12 protein-coding genes are annotated in these 14,425 nt (G+C 64.8%); 3 read left to right on the top strand and 9 right to left on the bottom strand.

Features of this window, described 5'->3' with window-relative positions; all coding sequences use genetic code 11:
* Positions 1-2,613 (top strand): DEAD/DEAH box helicase, encoded by a 2,613-nt coding sequence (locus tag OGL92_RS06255; RefSeq protein ID WP_263141768.1) that lies wholly within the window; start codon positions 1-3, stop codon positions 2,611-2,613.
* Between the two features lie 47 nt (positions 2,614-2,660).
* Here the strand turns inward: OGL92_RS06255 and OGL92_RS06250 are convergent, their stop codons facing one another.
* The 3 genes from OGL92_RS06250 to OGL92_RS06240 form a co-directional block, all read right to left on the bottom strand.
* Entirely contained in the window at positions 2,661-3,398 is a 738-nt protein-coding gene (locus tag OGL92_RS06250; RefSeq protein ID WP_263141767.1) for an S-methyl-5'-thioinosine phosphorylase, read from the bottom strand.
* Between the two features lie 8 nt (positions 3,399-3,406).
* Positions 3,407-4,405: a beta-N-acetylhexosaminidase gene (gene nagZ / locus OGL92_RS06245; protein ID WP_263142118.1), complete on the bottom strand. Its 999-nt coding sequence runs from the start codon at positions 4,403-4,405 to the stop codon at positions 3,407-3,409.
* 178 nt (positions 4,406-4,583) lie between these two features.
* Positions 4,584-5,291 (bottom strand): TetR/AcrR family transcriptional regulator, encoded by a 708-nt coding sequence (locus OGL92_RS06240; RefSeq protein WP_263141764.1) that lies wholly within the window; start codon positions 5,289-5,291, stop codon positions 4,584-4,586.
* Between the two features lie 234 nt (positions 5,292-5,525).
* Between OGL92_RS06240 and lexA the strand changes: the two genes are divergently transcribed.
* Positions 5,526-6,134 (top strand): transcriptional repressor LexA, encoded by a 609-nt coding sequence (lexA, locus tag OGL92_RS06235; protein ID WP_263141762.1) that lies wholly within the window; start codon positions 5,526-5,528, stop codon positions 6,132-6,134.
* Positions 6,135-6,144: 10 nt separating this feature from the next.
* Complete coding sequence (sulA, locus tag OGL92_RS06230; protein WP_263141760.1) at positions 6,145-6,621, top strand: SOS-induced cell division inhibitor SulA; 477 nt, start codon at positions 6,145-6,147, stop codon at positions 6,619-6,621.
* 60 nt (positions 6,622-6,681) lie between these two features.
* On the opposite strand, the gene OGL92_RS06225 is transcribed toward sulA, so the two are convergent.
* The 6 genes from OGL92_RS06225 to fadB all read right to left on the bottom strand — a co-directional run bounded on the left by OGL92_RS06225 (position 6,682) and on the right by fadB (position 14,162).
* Positions 6,682-6,915, bottom strand: coding sequence for a hypothetical protein (locus OGL92_RS06225; RefSeq protein ID WP_263141757.1), 234 nt, complete (start codon positions 6,913-6,915; stop codon positions 6,682-6,684).
* A gap of 175 nt (positions 6,916-7,090) precedes the next feature.
* Positions 7,091-7,612 (bottom strand): DUF6586 family protein, encoded by a 522-nt coding sequence (locus OGL92_RS06220; protein ID WP_263141756.1) that lies wholly within the window; start codon positions 7,610-7,612, stop codon positions 7,091-7,093.
* A 159-nt stretch (positions 7,613-7,771) separates the two neighbouring features.
* Positions 7,772-10,378 carry a type I DNA topoisomerase gene (gene topA, locus OGL92_RS06215; RefSeq protein WP_263141754.1) on the bottom strand — a complete coding sequence of 869 codons (2,607 nt, stop codon included), beginning with the start codon at positions 10,376-10,378 and terminating at the stop codon, positions 7,772-7,774.
* Positions 10,379-10,494: 116 nt separating this feature from the next.
* The gene (locus OGL92_RS06210; RefSeq protein WP_263141751.1) at positions 10,495-10,731 is read right to left on the bottom strand and encodes a DUF1653 domain-containing protein; all 237 of its coding nucleotides are present in this window, start codon (positions 10,729-10,731) and stop codon (positions 10,495-10,497) included.
* A gap of 89 nt (positions 10,732-10,820) precedes the next feature.
* On the bottom strand, positions 10,821-11,996 hold the full coding sequence (fadA, locus tag OGL92_RS06205; RefSeq protein ID WP_263141750.1) for an acetyl-CoA C-acyltransferase FadA: 1,176 nt from the start codon (positions 11,994-11,996) through the stop codon (positions 10,821-10,823).
* An 18-nt stretch (positions 11,997-12,014) separates the two neighbouring features.
* A complete protein-coding gene (gene fadB, locus OGL92_RS06200; protein ID WP_263141749.1) occupies positions 12,015-14,162 on the bottom strand; it encodes a fatty acid oxidation complex subunit alpha FadB in 2,148 nt (715 codons plus the stop codon).
* Between the last annotated feature and the right edge of the window lie 263 nt (positions 14,163-14,425).

Genomic DNA, 14,425 nt, shown 5'->3' with positions numbered 1-14,425 from the left:
ATGGAATTTCCAGAGCTGTCCGCGTTGTGCGACCACCTGCAGAGCGTGCCCTGGCGCACCGCCTTCGATGAGCGGACGCTGCAACGCGGGCAGGCCTATGCGGCGGAAGGCCGGGTCGGCCTGGAGCGAATCGGCCACACCGGCATCCAGGCCCATTGCCGGGGCTCCCTGGAACGCTTCTATCGACAGAACATCCTGCTGACCGGTGTCGGCCGGGTTTCGGTGAATGCCACCTGCAGTTGCCCGGTGGCCTACAACTGCAAGCATTGCGCCGCGGTGCTGTTGCACCTGGAAAGCCTGTCCCCGCCCCCGGACACCGCGCCCGCGCCGCTGGCCGAAGGGAAGGCGGCGCCGCCATCGCCGCACCTGACCCTCGGCAGCCATCCGCACACCTACTACGACGCCCGCAGCCGGCGCATGCTGACCACCCCGCAACACCGGGCCGGCCTGACCTTCCTCTATGGCGGGCACGCGGTGCACGGCCCGCTGCGGCGCGGCCCCGGGCAACCCGCGATACCGCGCCACCCTCAGGCCGAGCAGGTACTGCGCGAGCGCCTGGGCGAACTCGGCTTCAGTCCGGCCCTGCGGCAGAGCGCCGCCCTGCCCAAGGATTCCGCGGAAGCCTTCGAGCTGCCCTCCGACGCGGAATGGCAGGCGTTCGTCGAACAGGCATTGCCACGGTTGCGCGAGCAAGGCTGGCAGGTGGAGATCCGCCCCGGCTTCCAGTTCGACCTGAGCCCCGTGCAAGCCTGGTACGCCGACGTGGAGGAATCGCCCGCCCACGACTGGTTCGACCTGGAGCTGGGCATCCTGGTCGAGGGCCAACGCATCAGCCTGTTACCGGTACTGCTCAAGGCGATCCGCCGCAACCCCGAACTGCTCGCCCCCGCTCAACTGCAACGGCATGCGGACAACGAACCCTTGCGCCTGCAACTGGATGCGCTCGGCGAAGCGGGTCGCCCCTTGCAGGTGACCCTGCCGTTCGGTCGGCTCCGGCCGGTGCTGGCGCTGCTGGGCGAACTCTACCTGCGCGACCCGAGCCTGGACGGCGAGACCCTGCGCCTGGCCACGCCGGACGCGGCGCGCCTCGGCGCCCTGGACACGCTGCCTCTGGAATGGCAGGGCGGCGACCGCTTGCGGGCGTTCGCGCGGCGCCTGCGCGATTTCAGGAAAGACCCGTTGGACGCACCGCCCGGGCTGCGGGCGCACCTGCGCCGCTATCAACTGGAGGGCCTGCGCTGGATGCAGGCACTGCGGGAACTGGGCGTCGGCGGTGTTCTCGCCGACGACATGGGGCTGGGCAAGACCTTGCAAACCCTGGCCCATCTGCTGGCGGAGAAACAGGCCGGGCGCCTCGACCGTCCCGCGCTGGTGGTCATGCCCACCAGCCTGATTCCCAACTGGCAGGATGAGGCCGCCCGCTTCGCGCCGGCGTTGCGGGTGCTCGCCCTGCAAGGGCCGAAACGACGCAAGGCGTTCGCCCAGCTCGACCGCTACGACTTGCTGCTGAGCACCTACGCGCTGCTCCCGCGGGACATTGACGCCCTGGCCGGGCAGGTGTTCTCGGTGCTGGTGCTGGATGAAGCGCAATACATCAAGAACCCCAGCAGCAAGGCGTTCCTCGCGGTGCGCCGCTTGCAGGCCGGGCAACGCCTGTGCCTGTCCGGCACGCCCTTGGAGAATCACCTCGGCGAGCTCTGGGCGCTGTTCGATTTCCTCATGCCCGGCTGGCTGGGCGACGCCAGGCGCTTCACCCGGGACTACCGCACCCCCATCGAACAGCACGCCGATGGCGCACGCCTGACGCACCTCAACGCGCGGATCAAACCCTTCATGCTACGGCGCAAGAAGGAACAGGTCGCCAGCGAACTGCCGCCCAAGAGCGAGATCGTCCACTGGGTCGAGCTGAGCGAAACCCAGCGCGACCTCTACGAGACCGTGCGCCTGGCGCTGGATCGCAAGGTGCGTGAGGAAATCGGCCGCAAGGGCCTGGCGCGCAGCCGGATCGTGGTCCTCGAGGCTCTGTTGAAATTGCGCCAGGTCTGCTGCGACATCCGCTTGGTGAAACCCGAGGCGGAGCCCGGTCGGGGTCACTCGGGAAAGCTCGACAGCCTGCTGATCATGCTCGGCGACATGCTTGCCGAAGGCCGCCGCGTGCTGCTGTTCTCGCAGTTCACCTCGATGCTGGCGCTGATCGAGGACGAGCTGCGCAAACGCGGCATCGACTATGCCCTGCTGACCGGCGACACCCGCGACCGGCGCGTCCCGGTGGAACGCTTCCAGCGCGGCGAGGTTCCGCTGTTCCTGATCAGCCTGAAAGCCGGCGGCGTCGGCCTCAACCTGACCGCCGCGGACAGCGTGATCCACTACGACCCCTGGTGGAACCCGGCGGCGGAAAACCAGGCGACCGACCGCGCCTATCGCATCGGCCAGGACAAGCCGGTCTTCGTCTACAAGTTGATCGCCCGCGGCACCGTCGAGGAAAAGATCCAGCGCCTGCAACAGGAGAAGGCCCTGCTCGCCGCCAGCGTCCTGGAAGGCCAGGGCGAAGGCGCCTGGGAGCTGCGCGCCGACGATATCGATGCGCTGTTCGCGCCGTTGTCGAAGGGCTAACGGCGGGCGCCGCGAGGCGACCCTGCGCCGGCCGGGCCGACGCGGGATCAGGCCGCCAGCAGGTGAGCCAGCACCTGGCGAATCCGCCCGATTCCTTCGCCGAGCGCGGCCTCGATCTCGGCCATGGTGATGATCCCGGACGCCTTGCCCGCCGCCGGATTCACCACCAGGGACAGACAGGCGTAAGGCAGATCCAGCTCACGCGCCAGGGCGGCCTCGGGCATGCCGGTCATGCCGACGATGTCGCAGCCATCCCGCTCCATCCGGGCGATCTCGGCCACGGTTTCCAGGCGCGGACCCTGGGTGCACCCATAGACGCCATGGTCGCTGTGGGCGAAGCGGCAGACCCGCAAAGCCTCCAGCAAGCGTTCGCGCAGGGGCTCGTCGTAGGGATGGGAGAAGTCGATGTGGGTGACGTGATCGAGCTCGCCTTCGTGGAAAGTGCCGGCGCGCCCGTGGGTGTAATCGATCAACTGATGGGGAACGGTCAGGTGCCCGGTCCCCATGCCGGCGTGGATACCGCCCACCGCGTTCACCGCGATCACCGCCTGGGCGCCAGCCTGCTGCAACGCCCAGAGGTTGGCACGGTAATTCACCTGGTGCGGCGGAATCCGGTGCGGATGGCCGTGGCGGGCGAGGAACAGCACCTCGCGGCCGGCGTACTCGCCGCGCACGATGCCCGCGGACGGCACGCCGAACGGCGTCTCCGGGCTGAGCAGGGCTTTCATTTCCAGGCCTTCCAGTTGGGTCAGTCCGGTGCCCCCGATGATGGCGTAGACGGTCATGGCATTCCTCAATCGATCAAGTCGGCGTGGCGCAGGTCGGCGACGGCCGCCGACCAGCGGGGATCGCTGCGGTATTCGCAGCCCGGAAACGCGCGGCGGCGCATGCGTGCCAGGCGGCGCGGTGGAGTGACCTTCAGGCTTTGCAGGCGGCTCAGCGCCAGCTCGGCGGCCGCCCTGTCGTTGCACACCAGGCCCATGTCGCAGCCGGCGCTCAGCGCCGCCTCGACCCGCGCGCCGGCGTCGCCCACCACGTGGGCGCCGGCCATGGACAGGTCGTCGCTGAAGATCACCCCGTCGAAGCCCAATTCGCCGCGCAGGATGTCCTGCAACCAGTGCGGCGAGAAGCCGGCGGGCCGGGCATCCACCTGGGGATAGATCACATGGGCGGGCATCACCCCGTCCAGGTGCGTGGCCAGCCGCGCGAAGGGGATCAGGTCGCTGGCGCGGATATCTTCCAGGTTGCGGGTATCGGTGGGGATCGCCACGTGGGAATCGGCCTCCGCCCAGCCGTGCCCGGGGAAATGCTTGCCGGTCGCCGGCATGCCGGCCGCGTGCAGACCGCGGATGAACGCGCCGGCCAGCTCGCCGGCGCGCTGCGGGTCCGCCTCGAACGCGCGGGCGCCGATCACCGCGCTGCGGCCATGGTCGAGGTCCAGCACCGGGGCGAAACTGAGGTCCAGCCCAGCCGCCAGCACTTCGGTCGCCATCAACCAGCCGCACTGCTCGGCCAGGCGCAGCGCGTCCGGCTTGGCGCCCAGGGCGCGCATCGTCGGCAGCCTCACGAAGCCCTGGCGCAGGCGCTGAACCCGGCCGCCCTCCTGATCCACCGCCAGGAGCAGGTCCGGGCGCAGCGCGCGGATGGCGGCGCAGAGATCGCGAACCTGGCGCGGATGTTCGATGTTCCGGGAAAACAGGATCAAGCCGGCCACTTCCGGCTGCCGCAGGAGCTGGCGGTCCTCGGCAGTCAGCCAAGTGCCGGCCACATCCAGCATCAGCGAGCCTTGCAAGCCCATACGAGCGGTCCTCATGAAAACGAATGGATAGGGATGACGCGCGGGAGGGTCATCCTACGGGAAGGAGGCGGATATGTCCGCGCGAGGGAATACCTGCCATCGAGGGCCGGCGGGGTCGAGCGGACGCCAGAGGCGGCCAAGCTTAGCCGATGGACGCGCCCTCGCCCACCGCTCAGACCTTGCCGGCGGGAACCGTGCTCTTGCTGCGCGGCTTGAGCGCGGCCTGGGCGAGCGCCTGATCGTCGACGCCGCTTTCCGCACGCATGCCGGCGGCCAGGAACGGCACCATCATGCGCATCACTTGCTCGATGGAGGTGTTCACCCCGAAATCGTTTTCGGCCATGGCGCGCAGCGCCTTGATACCGGACATGCTGAAGGCGGCGGCGCCCAGCATGAAATGCACCCGCCAGAACAATTCCAGTGGCGGCAAGCGTGGAGCGGCCTCGTGGACCAGCAGCATGTAGCGGCGGAACACCTTGCCGTAGACTTCTTCCAGGTACTTGCGCAGGTGGCCCTGGCTCTGGCTGAAAGCCAGCCCCAGCAACCGCATGAAGATGGAGAGGTCATTGCCGCTGCGAGGCTTTACCGCCAGCGCTTGTTCGACGAGTATCTCCAACAGCTCCTCGAGCACGGCCTTTCCTTCGGCCTTGGCCTGGCGACGGTCCAGCTCACGTTCGAGACTCTGGCAGAAAGGCCCGAGAAAACGCGAGAACACCGCCTGGATCAGCGCCTTCTTGGAGCCGAAGTGATAGTTCACCGCAGCCAGGTTCACCCCGGCCTTACTGGTGATCAGCCGCAGGGAGGTTTCCGCGAAACCCTTTTCCGCAAATAACTGCTCCGCCGCATCGAGAATGCGTTCAACGGTTTCCGACTGGGCCATGACTGGTACCTGACAAACATCTGTTTGAAACATACGTTTCAAGCGGCGAATCTGTCAAGCCGCACCCACCATCTTTTGACGCTACGGTCACGGCTGCGAAATCCGAATGAGCCGATCGGGCCTGTACAAGTCACGGGCTGTGTAACCCCGACCCGTTGGTCGCCATGAGGATTGCCATCCCCGGCACACTGTATATAATTCCAGTCACTGTATATAAAGACAGAGCGATTCCCCATGCAGAAACTCACGCCACGCCAAGCCGAAATCCTGGGCTTCATCAAGAGATGCCTGGAAGACAACGGCTACCCTCCGACCCGGGCTGAGATCGCTCAGGAGCTGGGCTTCAAATCGCCCAATGCGGCCGAGGAACACCTGAAAGCGCTGGCCCGCAAGGGCGCGATCGAGATGACGCCGGGCGCCTCCCGCGGAATCCGGATCCCCGGCTTCGAGCCCAGCGCCGAAGGCGATGGCCTGCCGATCATCGGACGCGTGGCCGCCGGCGCGCCCATCCTGGCACAGCAACATATCGAGGAATCCTGCCGGATCAACCCGGCGTTCTTCCATCCGAAAGCCGACTATTTATTGCGCGTGCGCGGCACCAGCATGAAGGATGTGGGCATCCTGGACGGCGACCTGCTCGCGGTACACACCACCCATGAAGCCAGGAACGGGCAAATCGTGGTCGCGCGCCTCGGCGACGAGGTCACGGTGAAACGCTTCAAGCGCGAGGGAGACAAGGTCTGGCTGATTGCCGAGAACCCCGAATTCGCGCCCATAGAAGTCGACCTGGAAGAACAGGACCTGGTGATCGAAGGCTTGAGTGTCGGCGTAATACGCCGCTAGAGGAGGCAACATGCAGTTCCCCCAGTCGCTTGACCGCACCCAGCTTTCACTTTTCCAGGAAGCCCTGTTCAGCCAGCCCGTCATTCCGATGCCGCCGAAGACCCTGCACGATCAGTGGCTGGACGAGCGGGAAGCTTTCAGCGAAGTCACCTTGAAAGGCAGCACCGGGAACTGCCAGCATCTGCTGGCGCCCATCCTTCGCGCCCTCAGCGAAGATCAGGACGCGCGCTGGCTGACCTTGGTCGCCCCGCCTGCCGAGCAGACGCAGGCCTGGCTGCGCAAAGTAGGCCTCAACCGCGAACGCATTCTCTTGTTGCAGCCCCGTGGCGACCAGACATCCTTGCAGCTTGCCTGCGAAGCCTTGCGCCTGGGACGTAGCCATACGGTGGTGAGCTGGTTGAACCCGCTGGACAAGGCTTCCAAGCAGCGCCTCGCCCAGGCCGCGCGACAAGGTGAGGCGCAGAGCCTGAACATACGGCTTGGTTGAGCGGCAGGCAGGGCATATCGGGAAGGCGAAGCCGTCGGACTATTCGCGGCGGCCGCGGGATCAGTGAAGAACGCGAGGGCCTTCGTCCGGCTCCAGTTCCCCTTCCGCCAGCCGCCCGGCCATTTGCACGCCCACGTTGAGCATGGCCTTGGCGACTTCGACGTGATGCCCTTGCAGGAAGGCCTTGGCGTCGGAAGAAAAATCCAGGGTAACCAGAACCTCTTCGTCCTCCGCACGGCGCAGGATGATGCGCCCGTCAGGTAGTTCGACGATTTCCAGGAAGGACGTAGGCATGACAGGGGTTTCTCCACGTAAGACCGGCCATTGTACCAGCCCGCCCGCGTACGCCCCAACCCAGGGCTTGCCGGCCATCCGAGCGTATGGCTCCAGCCATCGCCTCGTGATGAGGAGAGGACGACCACTTCCGCTTCATCGCCCTACGACGGACGCATAAACCCGCTCCAAGTGCTCAGCATTCCGACAAGGCCTCACGGTAGCGGAGCGCTAGGCCCTTCAGGGCCTGCCGCCAGGCCTCCAGCTCATCGCGCGTCAAGGGTTGTGCTACCTCTTCTTCCAGCGTCACGGCCTGGATGAGAGGAAGGGTCGGGTCCACTTTGGTTTTTCGGGGCGCCTGTAACGGCAGGAATAACCCTTGATAGGCAGCCAATAGCCGGGCGAGCCAGGTTTCCGGCTGTTGCGCCAGTTCGACCAGCTCAGCCAGTTCGGGGCTGGGCGCGGCAGCCAAAACCGCCGGTGTCAGAAAGGCTTCCGCGCGGCTGGCAGCAGCCTCGGGCAAGCGATAATAGCCGGCGATCTCATGACATAACCCCAGCAGGGCGCCGTACAGGTGGAACAGAGCCGCTTCGCGCTCGGCCTGGAACAGGGCCTGGGCATTCATGGGGCGCATCCCTTCGGCCTTGCGCCAGCTTTCCAACGCCAGGCCGGCGAAATAGATTTTCTGGTTGGTGCGGGTGTACAGCTCTTGGGCCATTGGCGACGCTCTCCGAGTGGTGCGATGACCTTGCCAGCATGGCGCCATCGCGCGGCGCTGTCGACCTATCGAGCCGCCCCCAGCTTCCCGTCCTGAAAAAAAGGGCGACCCTTGGGCCGCCCTTCTCCAGCGCGATCGACAGAAGCTGCGGACGCTGCCTCAGCGTTTGTCTTCGACCTTCCAGCGACCGTTATCGTAGAAGGCGCGCCAACCGGTAGGCTTGCCGTCCACCTCGGATTGCACGTACTGCTCCTTGGTCTTGCGGCTGAAGCGAATCACCGCGGCCCGACCTTCGGGATCCTTCTTCGGCGCCTCCAGCAAGTAGTGATACTTCGGATCGATCTCGTCCTTGTGGGGAATCAATTCGCTGACCAGGGGCGCACGGGTCTCGCGGTTCTTCGGAAACTGGCTGGCCGCGAGGAACAGGCCCGAGGCACCATCCCTCAGCACGTAAGTGTCGTTGACCTTCTCGCACTTGAGCTCCGGCATCTTCACCGCATCCATTTTCGGCGGTGCCGCCTCGCCGCTGCGCAGCAGTTTGCGGGTGTTCTTGCACTCCGGATTGGTGCAGCCGAAGAACTTGCCGAAGCGGCCGGTCTTCAGTTGCATCTCGCTGCCGCACTTATCGCATTCCAGGCTCGGGCCTTCGTAGCCTTTGATCCGATACTGGCCTTCCTCGATTTCGTACCCTGGGCAATCGGGGTTGTTGCCACAGATGTGCAGCTTGCGCTTCTCGTCCAGCAGATAGGCATCCATCGCCGTCCCGCATTTCGCGCAGCGGTGCTTGCTGCGCAGCACGCGCGACTCCGACTCGCCCTCGTCGTCCTCGGCCACTTCGTCGCCGGGGATCAAGTTGATGGTGGCCTTGCAGCGCTCTTTCGGCGGCAACGCATACCCGGAGCAACCGAGGAACACGCCGGTGGAAGCGGTGCGGATCATCATCGGCCGGCCGCATTCCTTGCACGGGATGTCGGTCAGGGTCGGCTGGTTGGCGCGCATGCCCTTCTCGCTGACCTCGGCCACTTCCAGCTTCTTCTTGAAGTCGCCATAGAACTCGTCGAGCAGATGCTTCCAGTCCCGCTCGCCCTGGGCCACGTCGTCCAGGTTTTCTTCCATGCCGGCGGTGAAGCCATAGTCCATCAGATTGGCGAAGCTTTCATTGAGCCTATCGGTGACGATGTCGCCCATCTTTTCCGCGTAGAAACGGCGATTCTGCACCGTGACGTAACCACGCTCCTGGATCGTGGAGATGATCGCCGCATAGGTCGACGGCCGGCCGATGCCCCGCTTTTCCAGCTCCTTGACCAGGCTCGCCTCGGAGAAGCGCGCCGGCGGCTTGGTGAAGTGCTGGCTGGGCTCGAGCTGGATGAGCTTCAAGGCTTCGCCTTCCTTCATGTCCGGCAGGACCGCGTCTTCGCCGGGCCGGCTCTGCTGGGGCAGCACGCGGGTGTAGCCATCGAACTTGAGGATACGGCCCTTGGCGCGCAACTCGAACTCACTGGCCTTGACGCTGACGGTGGTCGACAGGTATTCCGCGGGCGGCATCTGGCAGGCGACGAACTGGCGCCAGATCAGGTCATAGAGGCGCTCCGCATCGCGCTCCATACCGGTTAGCTGGGTCGGACGCAGATTGACGTCGGAAGGCCGGATCGCCTCGTGGGCCTCCTGGGCGCCCTCCTTGCTCGAATAGGAGTTGGGCTTGGCCGGCAGGTACTTGGCACCGAACTCGCCGTCGATGAAGCCCCGCACCATTTCGATGGCGTCGTTGGACAGGTTGGTCGAGTCGGTACGCATATAGGTGATGTAACCCGCCTCGTACAAGCGCTGGGCCATCATCATGGTCTTCTTGACCCCGAACCCCAGGCGGTTGCTGGCGGCCTGTTGCAGGGTGGAGGTGATGAAGGGCGCGGACGGACGACTGCTGGTCGGCTTGTCTTCACGCTTGATCACGCTGTAGCTGGAGGCCTTGAGCTTCTCCAGAGCGGCCATGGCCTGGGCTTCGTTGAGCGGCTTGAACGCCTCGCCGTTCTGTCGGGCCACCTCGAAGCGAACCTTGGCATCCTTGGCGGTGCCCAGGTCGGCGTGTATTTCCCAGTATTCCTCGGGAACGAAAGCACGGATTTCCCGCTCGCGCTCGACCACCAGCTTCACCGCCACCGACTGCACGCGCCCGGCGGACAGGCCGCGGGCGATCTTTTGCCAAAGCAGCGGGGAGACCATGTAGCCCACGACCCGGTCGAGGAAGCGCCGCGCCTGCTGGGCGTTGACCCGGTTGATGTCCAGCTCGCCCGGCCGCGAGAAAGCCTCCTGGATGGCTTTCTTGGTGATTTCGTTGAACACCACGCGCTTGTAGCGGCTTTCGTCCCCGCCGATGGATTCGCGCAGATGCCAGGCGATGGCCTCCCCTTCACGGTCCAAGTCGGTCGCGAGGTAGATGGTGTCGGCATCCTTGGCCAGGCGGCGCAGTTCGTCGATCACCTTTTCCTTGCCGGGAAGGATTTCGTAGTGAGCCTTCCAGCCATGCTCCGGGTCGACGCCCATGCGGCTGACGAGCTGGCGCTTGGCCTTTTCCTTGGGCGACAGGGCCGGCGCTTCGGCAGCGGCCTTGCCGCGCTTCGCCGGCTCCTTGGCGGCACTCGCCGAACCGCTCGTGGGCAGGTCGCGGATATGGCCGATGCTCGACTTCACCACGTACTGGTTGCCCAAGTACTTGTTGATGGTCTTGGCCTTGGCCGGGGATTCCACGATGACCAGCGATTTGCCCATGGATCAGAAGATTCCTGAATACGAAGAGAAGAAAGGCGGGGGTCCGCCTGACGCGGCACCGCTATATATAGTGGCGACTCGTGCAAGGTCAAGCGTGGTGCTGAGCCGGAAGGCGCTCAGGAACGCGGAAACGGATCGGTTTCGGCACGGATCAGCGCGAAGCGGGCGATCTGCTCGCCGTCCACTTCGACCGTCCCGGCGAACATCGCCAGCGGCCTCACCCAGAGCCCGTATTCGCCATACAGCGCCTGATAGACCGCGACTTCCTCGTCGGTTTCGGAATGCCGCGCCACGCCAAGCAGCCGGTACTGCTGCCCCTTGTAGTGACGATAGAGTCCGGTTTGCAGGGTCATGTTCCCTCCTCGGTCTTCAGGAAAAACGAAAGCCGGGGCACTGGGCCCCGGCTCCTGTCGCTAACGGCGGACGCGCGTCGCGAAACCGCTTAGATGCGCTCGAACACCGTACTGATGCCTTGGCCCAAGCCAATGCACATGGTGGCCACGCCGAGCGTACCGCCATTCTGCTTCATCACGTTCAGCAGGGTGCCGGAAATCCGCGCGCCGGAACAGCCGAAGGGGTGACCCAGGGCGATGGCGCCGCCATGCAGGTTGACCTTCTGCTCCATCTTGTCCAGCAGCTTCAGGTCTTTCAGCACCGGCAACGCCTGGGCGGCGAAGGCCTCGTTCAACTCGACAAAATCGATGTCGTCCATGCTCAGGCCGGCGCGCTTGAGCACCTTCTGGGTGGCCGGGACCGGGCCGTAGCCCATGATGGCCGGATCGACGCCGGCCAGGGCCATGGCACGCACCACGGCCATCGGCTGGATGCCGAGGTCCTGGGCGCGCTGGGCGGACATGACGATCATGCAGGAAGCGCCGTCGGTGATCTGCGAGGAAGTCCCCGCGGTGACGGTACCGCCTTTCGGGTTGAACGCGGGCTTCAACGCCGCCAGGCTCTCCAGGGTGGTTTCGGGACGAATGGTCTCGTCGTAGTCGAACACCTTGAGGAAGCCCTTCTCGTCGTAGCCTTGCATCGGGATGATTTCATCCTTGAACTTGCCTTCGACGGTGGCCTTGTGAGCCAGGCGATGGGAACGCACGCCGAACTCGTCCTGCTTCTCGCGGCTGATGCCGTGCATCTTGCCGAGCATTTCGGCGGTCAGGCCCATCATCCCCGACGCCTTGGCGGCATACAGCGACAGGTGCGGGTTCGGGTCGACGCCATGCATCATGCTGACGTGGCCCATGTGCTCCACGCCGCCGACGACGAAGACGTCGCCGTTGCCGGTCTGGATCGCCTGCACGGCGGTGTGCAGGGCGCTCATCGACGAACCGCACAGGCGGCTGACGGTTTGCGCGGCGCTGGTGTGGGGGATCTGCGTCAGCAGCGAGGCCATGCGCGCGATGTTCCAGCCCTGCTCCAGGGTCTGGTTGACGCAGCCCCAGATCACATCTTCCACTTCGGCGGGGTCGACTTTGTCGTTGCGCTTGAGCAGTTGGCTTATCAGGTGCGCCGACATGTCCTCGGCGCGGGTATTGCGGTGCATGCCACCCTTGGAACGGCCCATGGGGGTGCGGCCGAAGTCGACAATGACGGCGTCTCTCGGATTCAGACTCATATCTTCACTCTCGCTCGATTAACCGAAGAACTTCTGGCCGTTCTTGGCCATTTCGCGCAGTTTTTCGGTCGGGTGGTACAGCGGGCCGAGATCAGCGTACTGGTCGGCCAGGGCGACGAATTCGGCCACGCCGACACTGTCGATGTAGCGCAACGCACCGCCACGGAAGGGTGGGAAGCCGATGCCGTAGATCAGGCCCATGTCGGCCTCGGCCGCGGTCTCGACGATGCCGTCTTCCAGGCAACGCACGGTTTCCAGGCACAGCGGGATCATCATGAAATTGATGATGTCCTCGTCGGTCACTTCGCGTTTTTCGTAAACGATCGGCTTGAGCACTTCCAGCACCGACTCGTCGAAGACTTTCTTCGGCTTGCCGCGCTTATCGGTCTCGTAGACGTAGAAGCCCTTGCCGTTCTTCTGGCCCAGGCGCTTGGCCTCGTAGAGGGCGTCGATGGCCGACTTGCGGTCGTCCTTCATGCGGTCCGGGAAACCCTCGGCCATGACGTCGCGGCCGTGGTGGCCGGTGTCGATGCCGACCACGTCCATCAGATAGGCCGGGCCCATGGGCCAGCCGAACTTCTCCATCACCTTGTCGATGCGGACGAAGTCCACGCCGGCGCTGACCAGCTTGGCGAAGCCACCGAAATACGGGAACAGCACGCGGTTGACCAGGAAGCCCGGACAATCGTTGACCACGATCGGCGTCTTGCCCATTTTCTTGGCGTAGGCGACGGTGGTGGCGACGGCGGTTTCACCGGACTTCTCGCCACGGATCACTTCCACCAGGGGCATCATGTGCACCGGGTTGAAGAAGTGCATGCCGACGAAGTTCTGCGGGCGCTTCAGCGCCTGGGCCAGCAGGCTGATGGAGATGGTGGAGGTGTTGGAGGCGAGGATCGCATCCTCCTTGACCGCGCCTTCCACCTCGGCCAGCACCGCTTGCTTGACCTTGGGATTCTCGACCACCGCCTCGACCACGATGTCGACGTTGGCGAAGTCGCCGTAGGACAGGGTCGGACGAATGGCGTTCAGCGCCTCGGCCATCTTCGCCGGGGTCAGACGCCCTTTCTCCACGCGGTTGCCAAGCAACTTGGACGCCTCGTTGAGGCCCAGCTCGATGGCTTCCTCGCGAATGTCCTTCATCAGGATCGGTGTGCCCTTGACCGCCGACTGGTAGGCGATGCCGCCACCCATGATGCCGGCGCCGAGCACGGCGGCCATCTTCACATCCTTGGCCTGCTTGTCGTAGTCCTTGGCCTTCTTCTTCAGTTCCTGGTCGTTGAGGAACAGCCCGATGAGGCTTTCCGCGACGGACGTCTTGGCCAGCTTGGCGAAGCCGGCGGCTTCCGCCTCCAGGGCCTTGTCACGGCCGAAGTTGGCGGATTTCTGGATGGTCTTGATCGCTTCGACCGGGGCCGGGTAGTTCGGACCGGCCTGGCCGGCGACGAAACCCTTGGCGGTCTCGAAGGCCATCATCTGTTCGATGGCGTTGAGCTTGAGCTTCTCCAGCTTGGGCTGGCGCTTGGCCTTGTAGTCCAGCTCGCCGGAGATGGCACGCTTGACCAGGTCGACGGCCGCTTCCTTGAGCAGGGCGGGTACGACCACGGCGTCTACCGCGCTGACTTTCAGCGCGTCGGCGGCGGAGTTCTCTTTACCCGAGGCGATCCACTCGATGGCGTTGTCGCAGCCGATCAGGCGCGGCAGGCGCACGGTGCCGCCGAAGCCGGGGTAGATGCCCAGCTTGACTTCAGGGAGGCCGACCTTGGCGGTTTCGCTCATGACGCGGAAATCGCTGGCCAGGCACATCTCGAAACCGCCGCCCAGGGCGATGCCGTTGATGGCGGCGACCGTGGGCACGCCGAGGTCTTCGAAATCGCTGAAGATCTTGTTGGCTTCGAGGTTGCCGGCCACCAGTTGCTCGTCGGGAAGCTTGAAGTTCTCGACGAACTCGGTGATGTCGGCGCCGACGATGAATACGTCTTTGCCGCTGGTGACGATCACGCCCTGGATCGAAGCATCGGCTTTGATCGCATCGACTGCCTGGCGCAGTTCGTTCAGGGTCAGACGGTTGAATTTGTTGACGGACTCACCCTTGAGGTCGAAATTCAATTCGACGATGCCGCCCTCAAGAGCCTTAACCGTGATGGCTTTACCTTCGTAAATCATCAACTGATCTCCACGGTATAGAAGCTGGACAATTACACATCGGACGCCGCGTCGCGCCGCCCGCGGCGTCAGCCAACGAGCATAGGCACGAATCGCGCGGCATACCCGCCGACGCGTTAATCGGGCCGTAGCGGCGTCGACCATCCGGGCAAACGCTCAATTCATACGCCCGTTTGATTGGGGTTCGCACACCTTCGGGGAAAAGCGTGCGATTGTCAATTGCACGACGAACAGCGCTTGCCCCGAGCGCGCCATTCGCGCAT

Source organism: Pseudomonas sp. RIT-PI-AD, from assembly GCF_025642785.1.
Lineage (GTDB): Bacteria > Pseudomonadota > Gammaproteobacteria > Pseudomonadales > Pseudomonadaceae > Pseudomonas_T.
Note: the sequence above shows the minus strand (reverse complement) of the source record. Positions and strands in the feature narration are given on the sequence as shown.

Excerpts from the sequence above, each read along its gene's own strand:
- OGL92_RS06255 (WP_263141768.1), top strand. The coding sequence starts at position 1 with ATGGAATTTCCAGAGCTGTCCGCGTTGTGCGACCACCTGCAGAGCGTG.
- OGL92_RS06250 (WP_263141767.1), bottom strand. The coding sequence starts at position 3,398 with ATGACCGTCTACGCCATCATCGGGGGCACCGGACTGACCCAACTGGAA.
- OGL92_RS06240 (WP_263141764.1), bottom strand. The coding sequence starts at position 5,291 with ATGGCCCAGTCGGAAACCGTTGAACGCATTCTCGATGCGGCGGAGCAG.
- lexA (WP_263141762.1), top strand. The coding sequence starts at position 5,526 with ATGCAGAAACTCACGCCACGCCAAGCCGAAATCCTGGGCTTCATCAAG.
- sulA (WP_263141760.1), top strand. The coding sequence starts at position 6,145 with ATGCAGTTCCCCCAGTCGCTTGACCGCACCCAGCTTTCACTTTTCCAG.
- OGL92_RS06225 (WP_263141757.1), bottom strand. The coding sequence starts at position 6,915 with ATGCCTACGTCCTTCCTGGAAATCGTCGAACTACCTGACGGGCGCATC.
- OGL92_RS06220 (WP_263141756.1), bottom strand. The coding sequence starts at position 7,612 with ATGGCCCAAGAGCTGTACACCCGCACCAACCAGAAAATCTATTTCGCC.
- topA (WP_263141754.1), bottom strand. The coding sequence starts at position 10,378 with ATGGGCAAATCGCTGGTCATCGTGGAATCCCCGGCCAAGGCCAAGACC.
- OGL92_RS06210 (WP_263141751.1), bottom strand. The coding sequence starts at position 10,731 with ATGACCCTGCAAACCGGACTCTATCGTCACTACAAGGGGCAGCAGTAC.
- fadA (WP_263141750.1), bottom strand. The coding sequence starts at position 11,996 with ATGAGTCTGAATCCGAGAGACGCCGTCATTGTCGACTTCGGCCGCACC.
- fadB (WP_263141749.1), bottom strand. The coding sequence starts at position 14,162 with ATGATTTACGAAGGTAAAGCCATCACGGTTAAGGCTCTTGAGGGCGGC.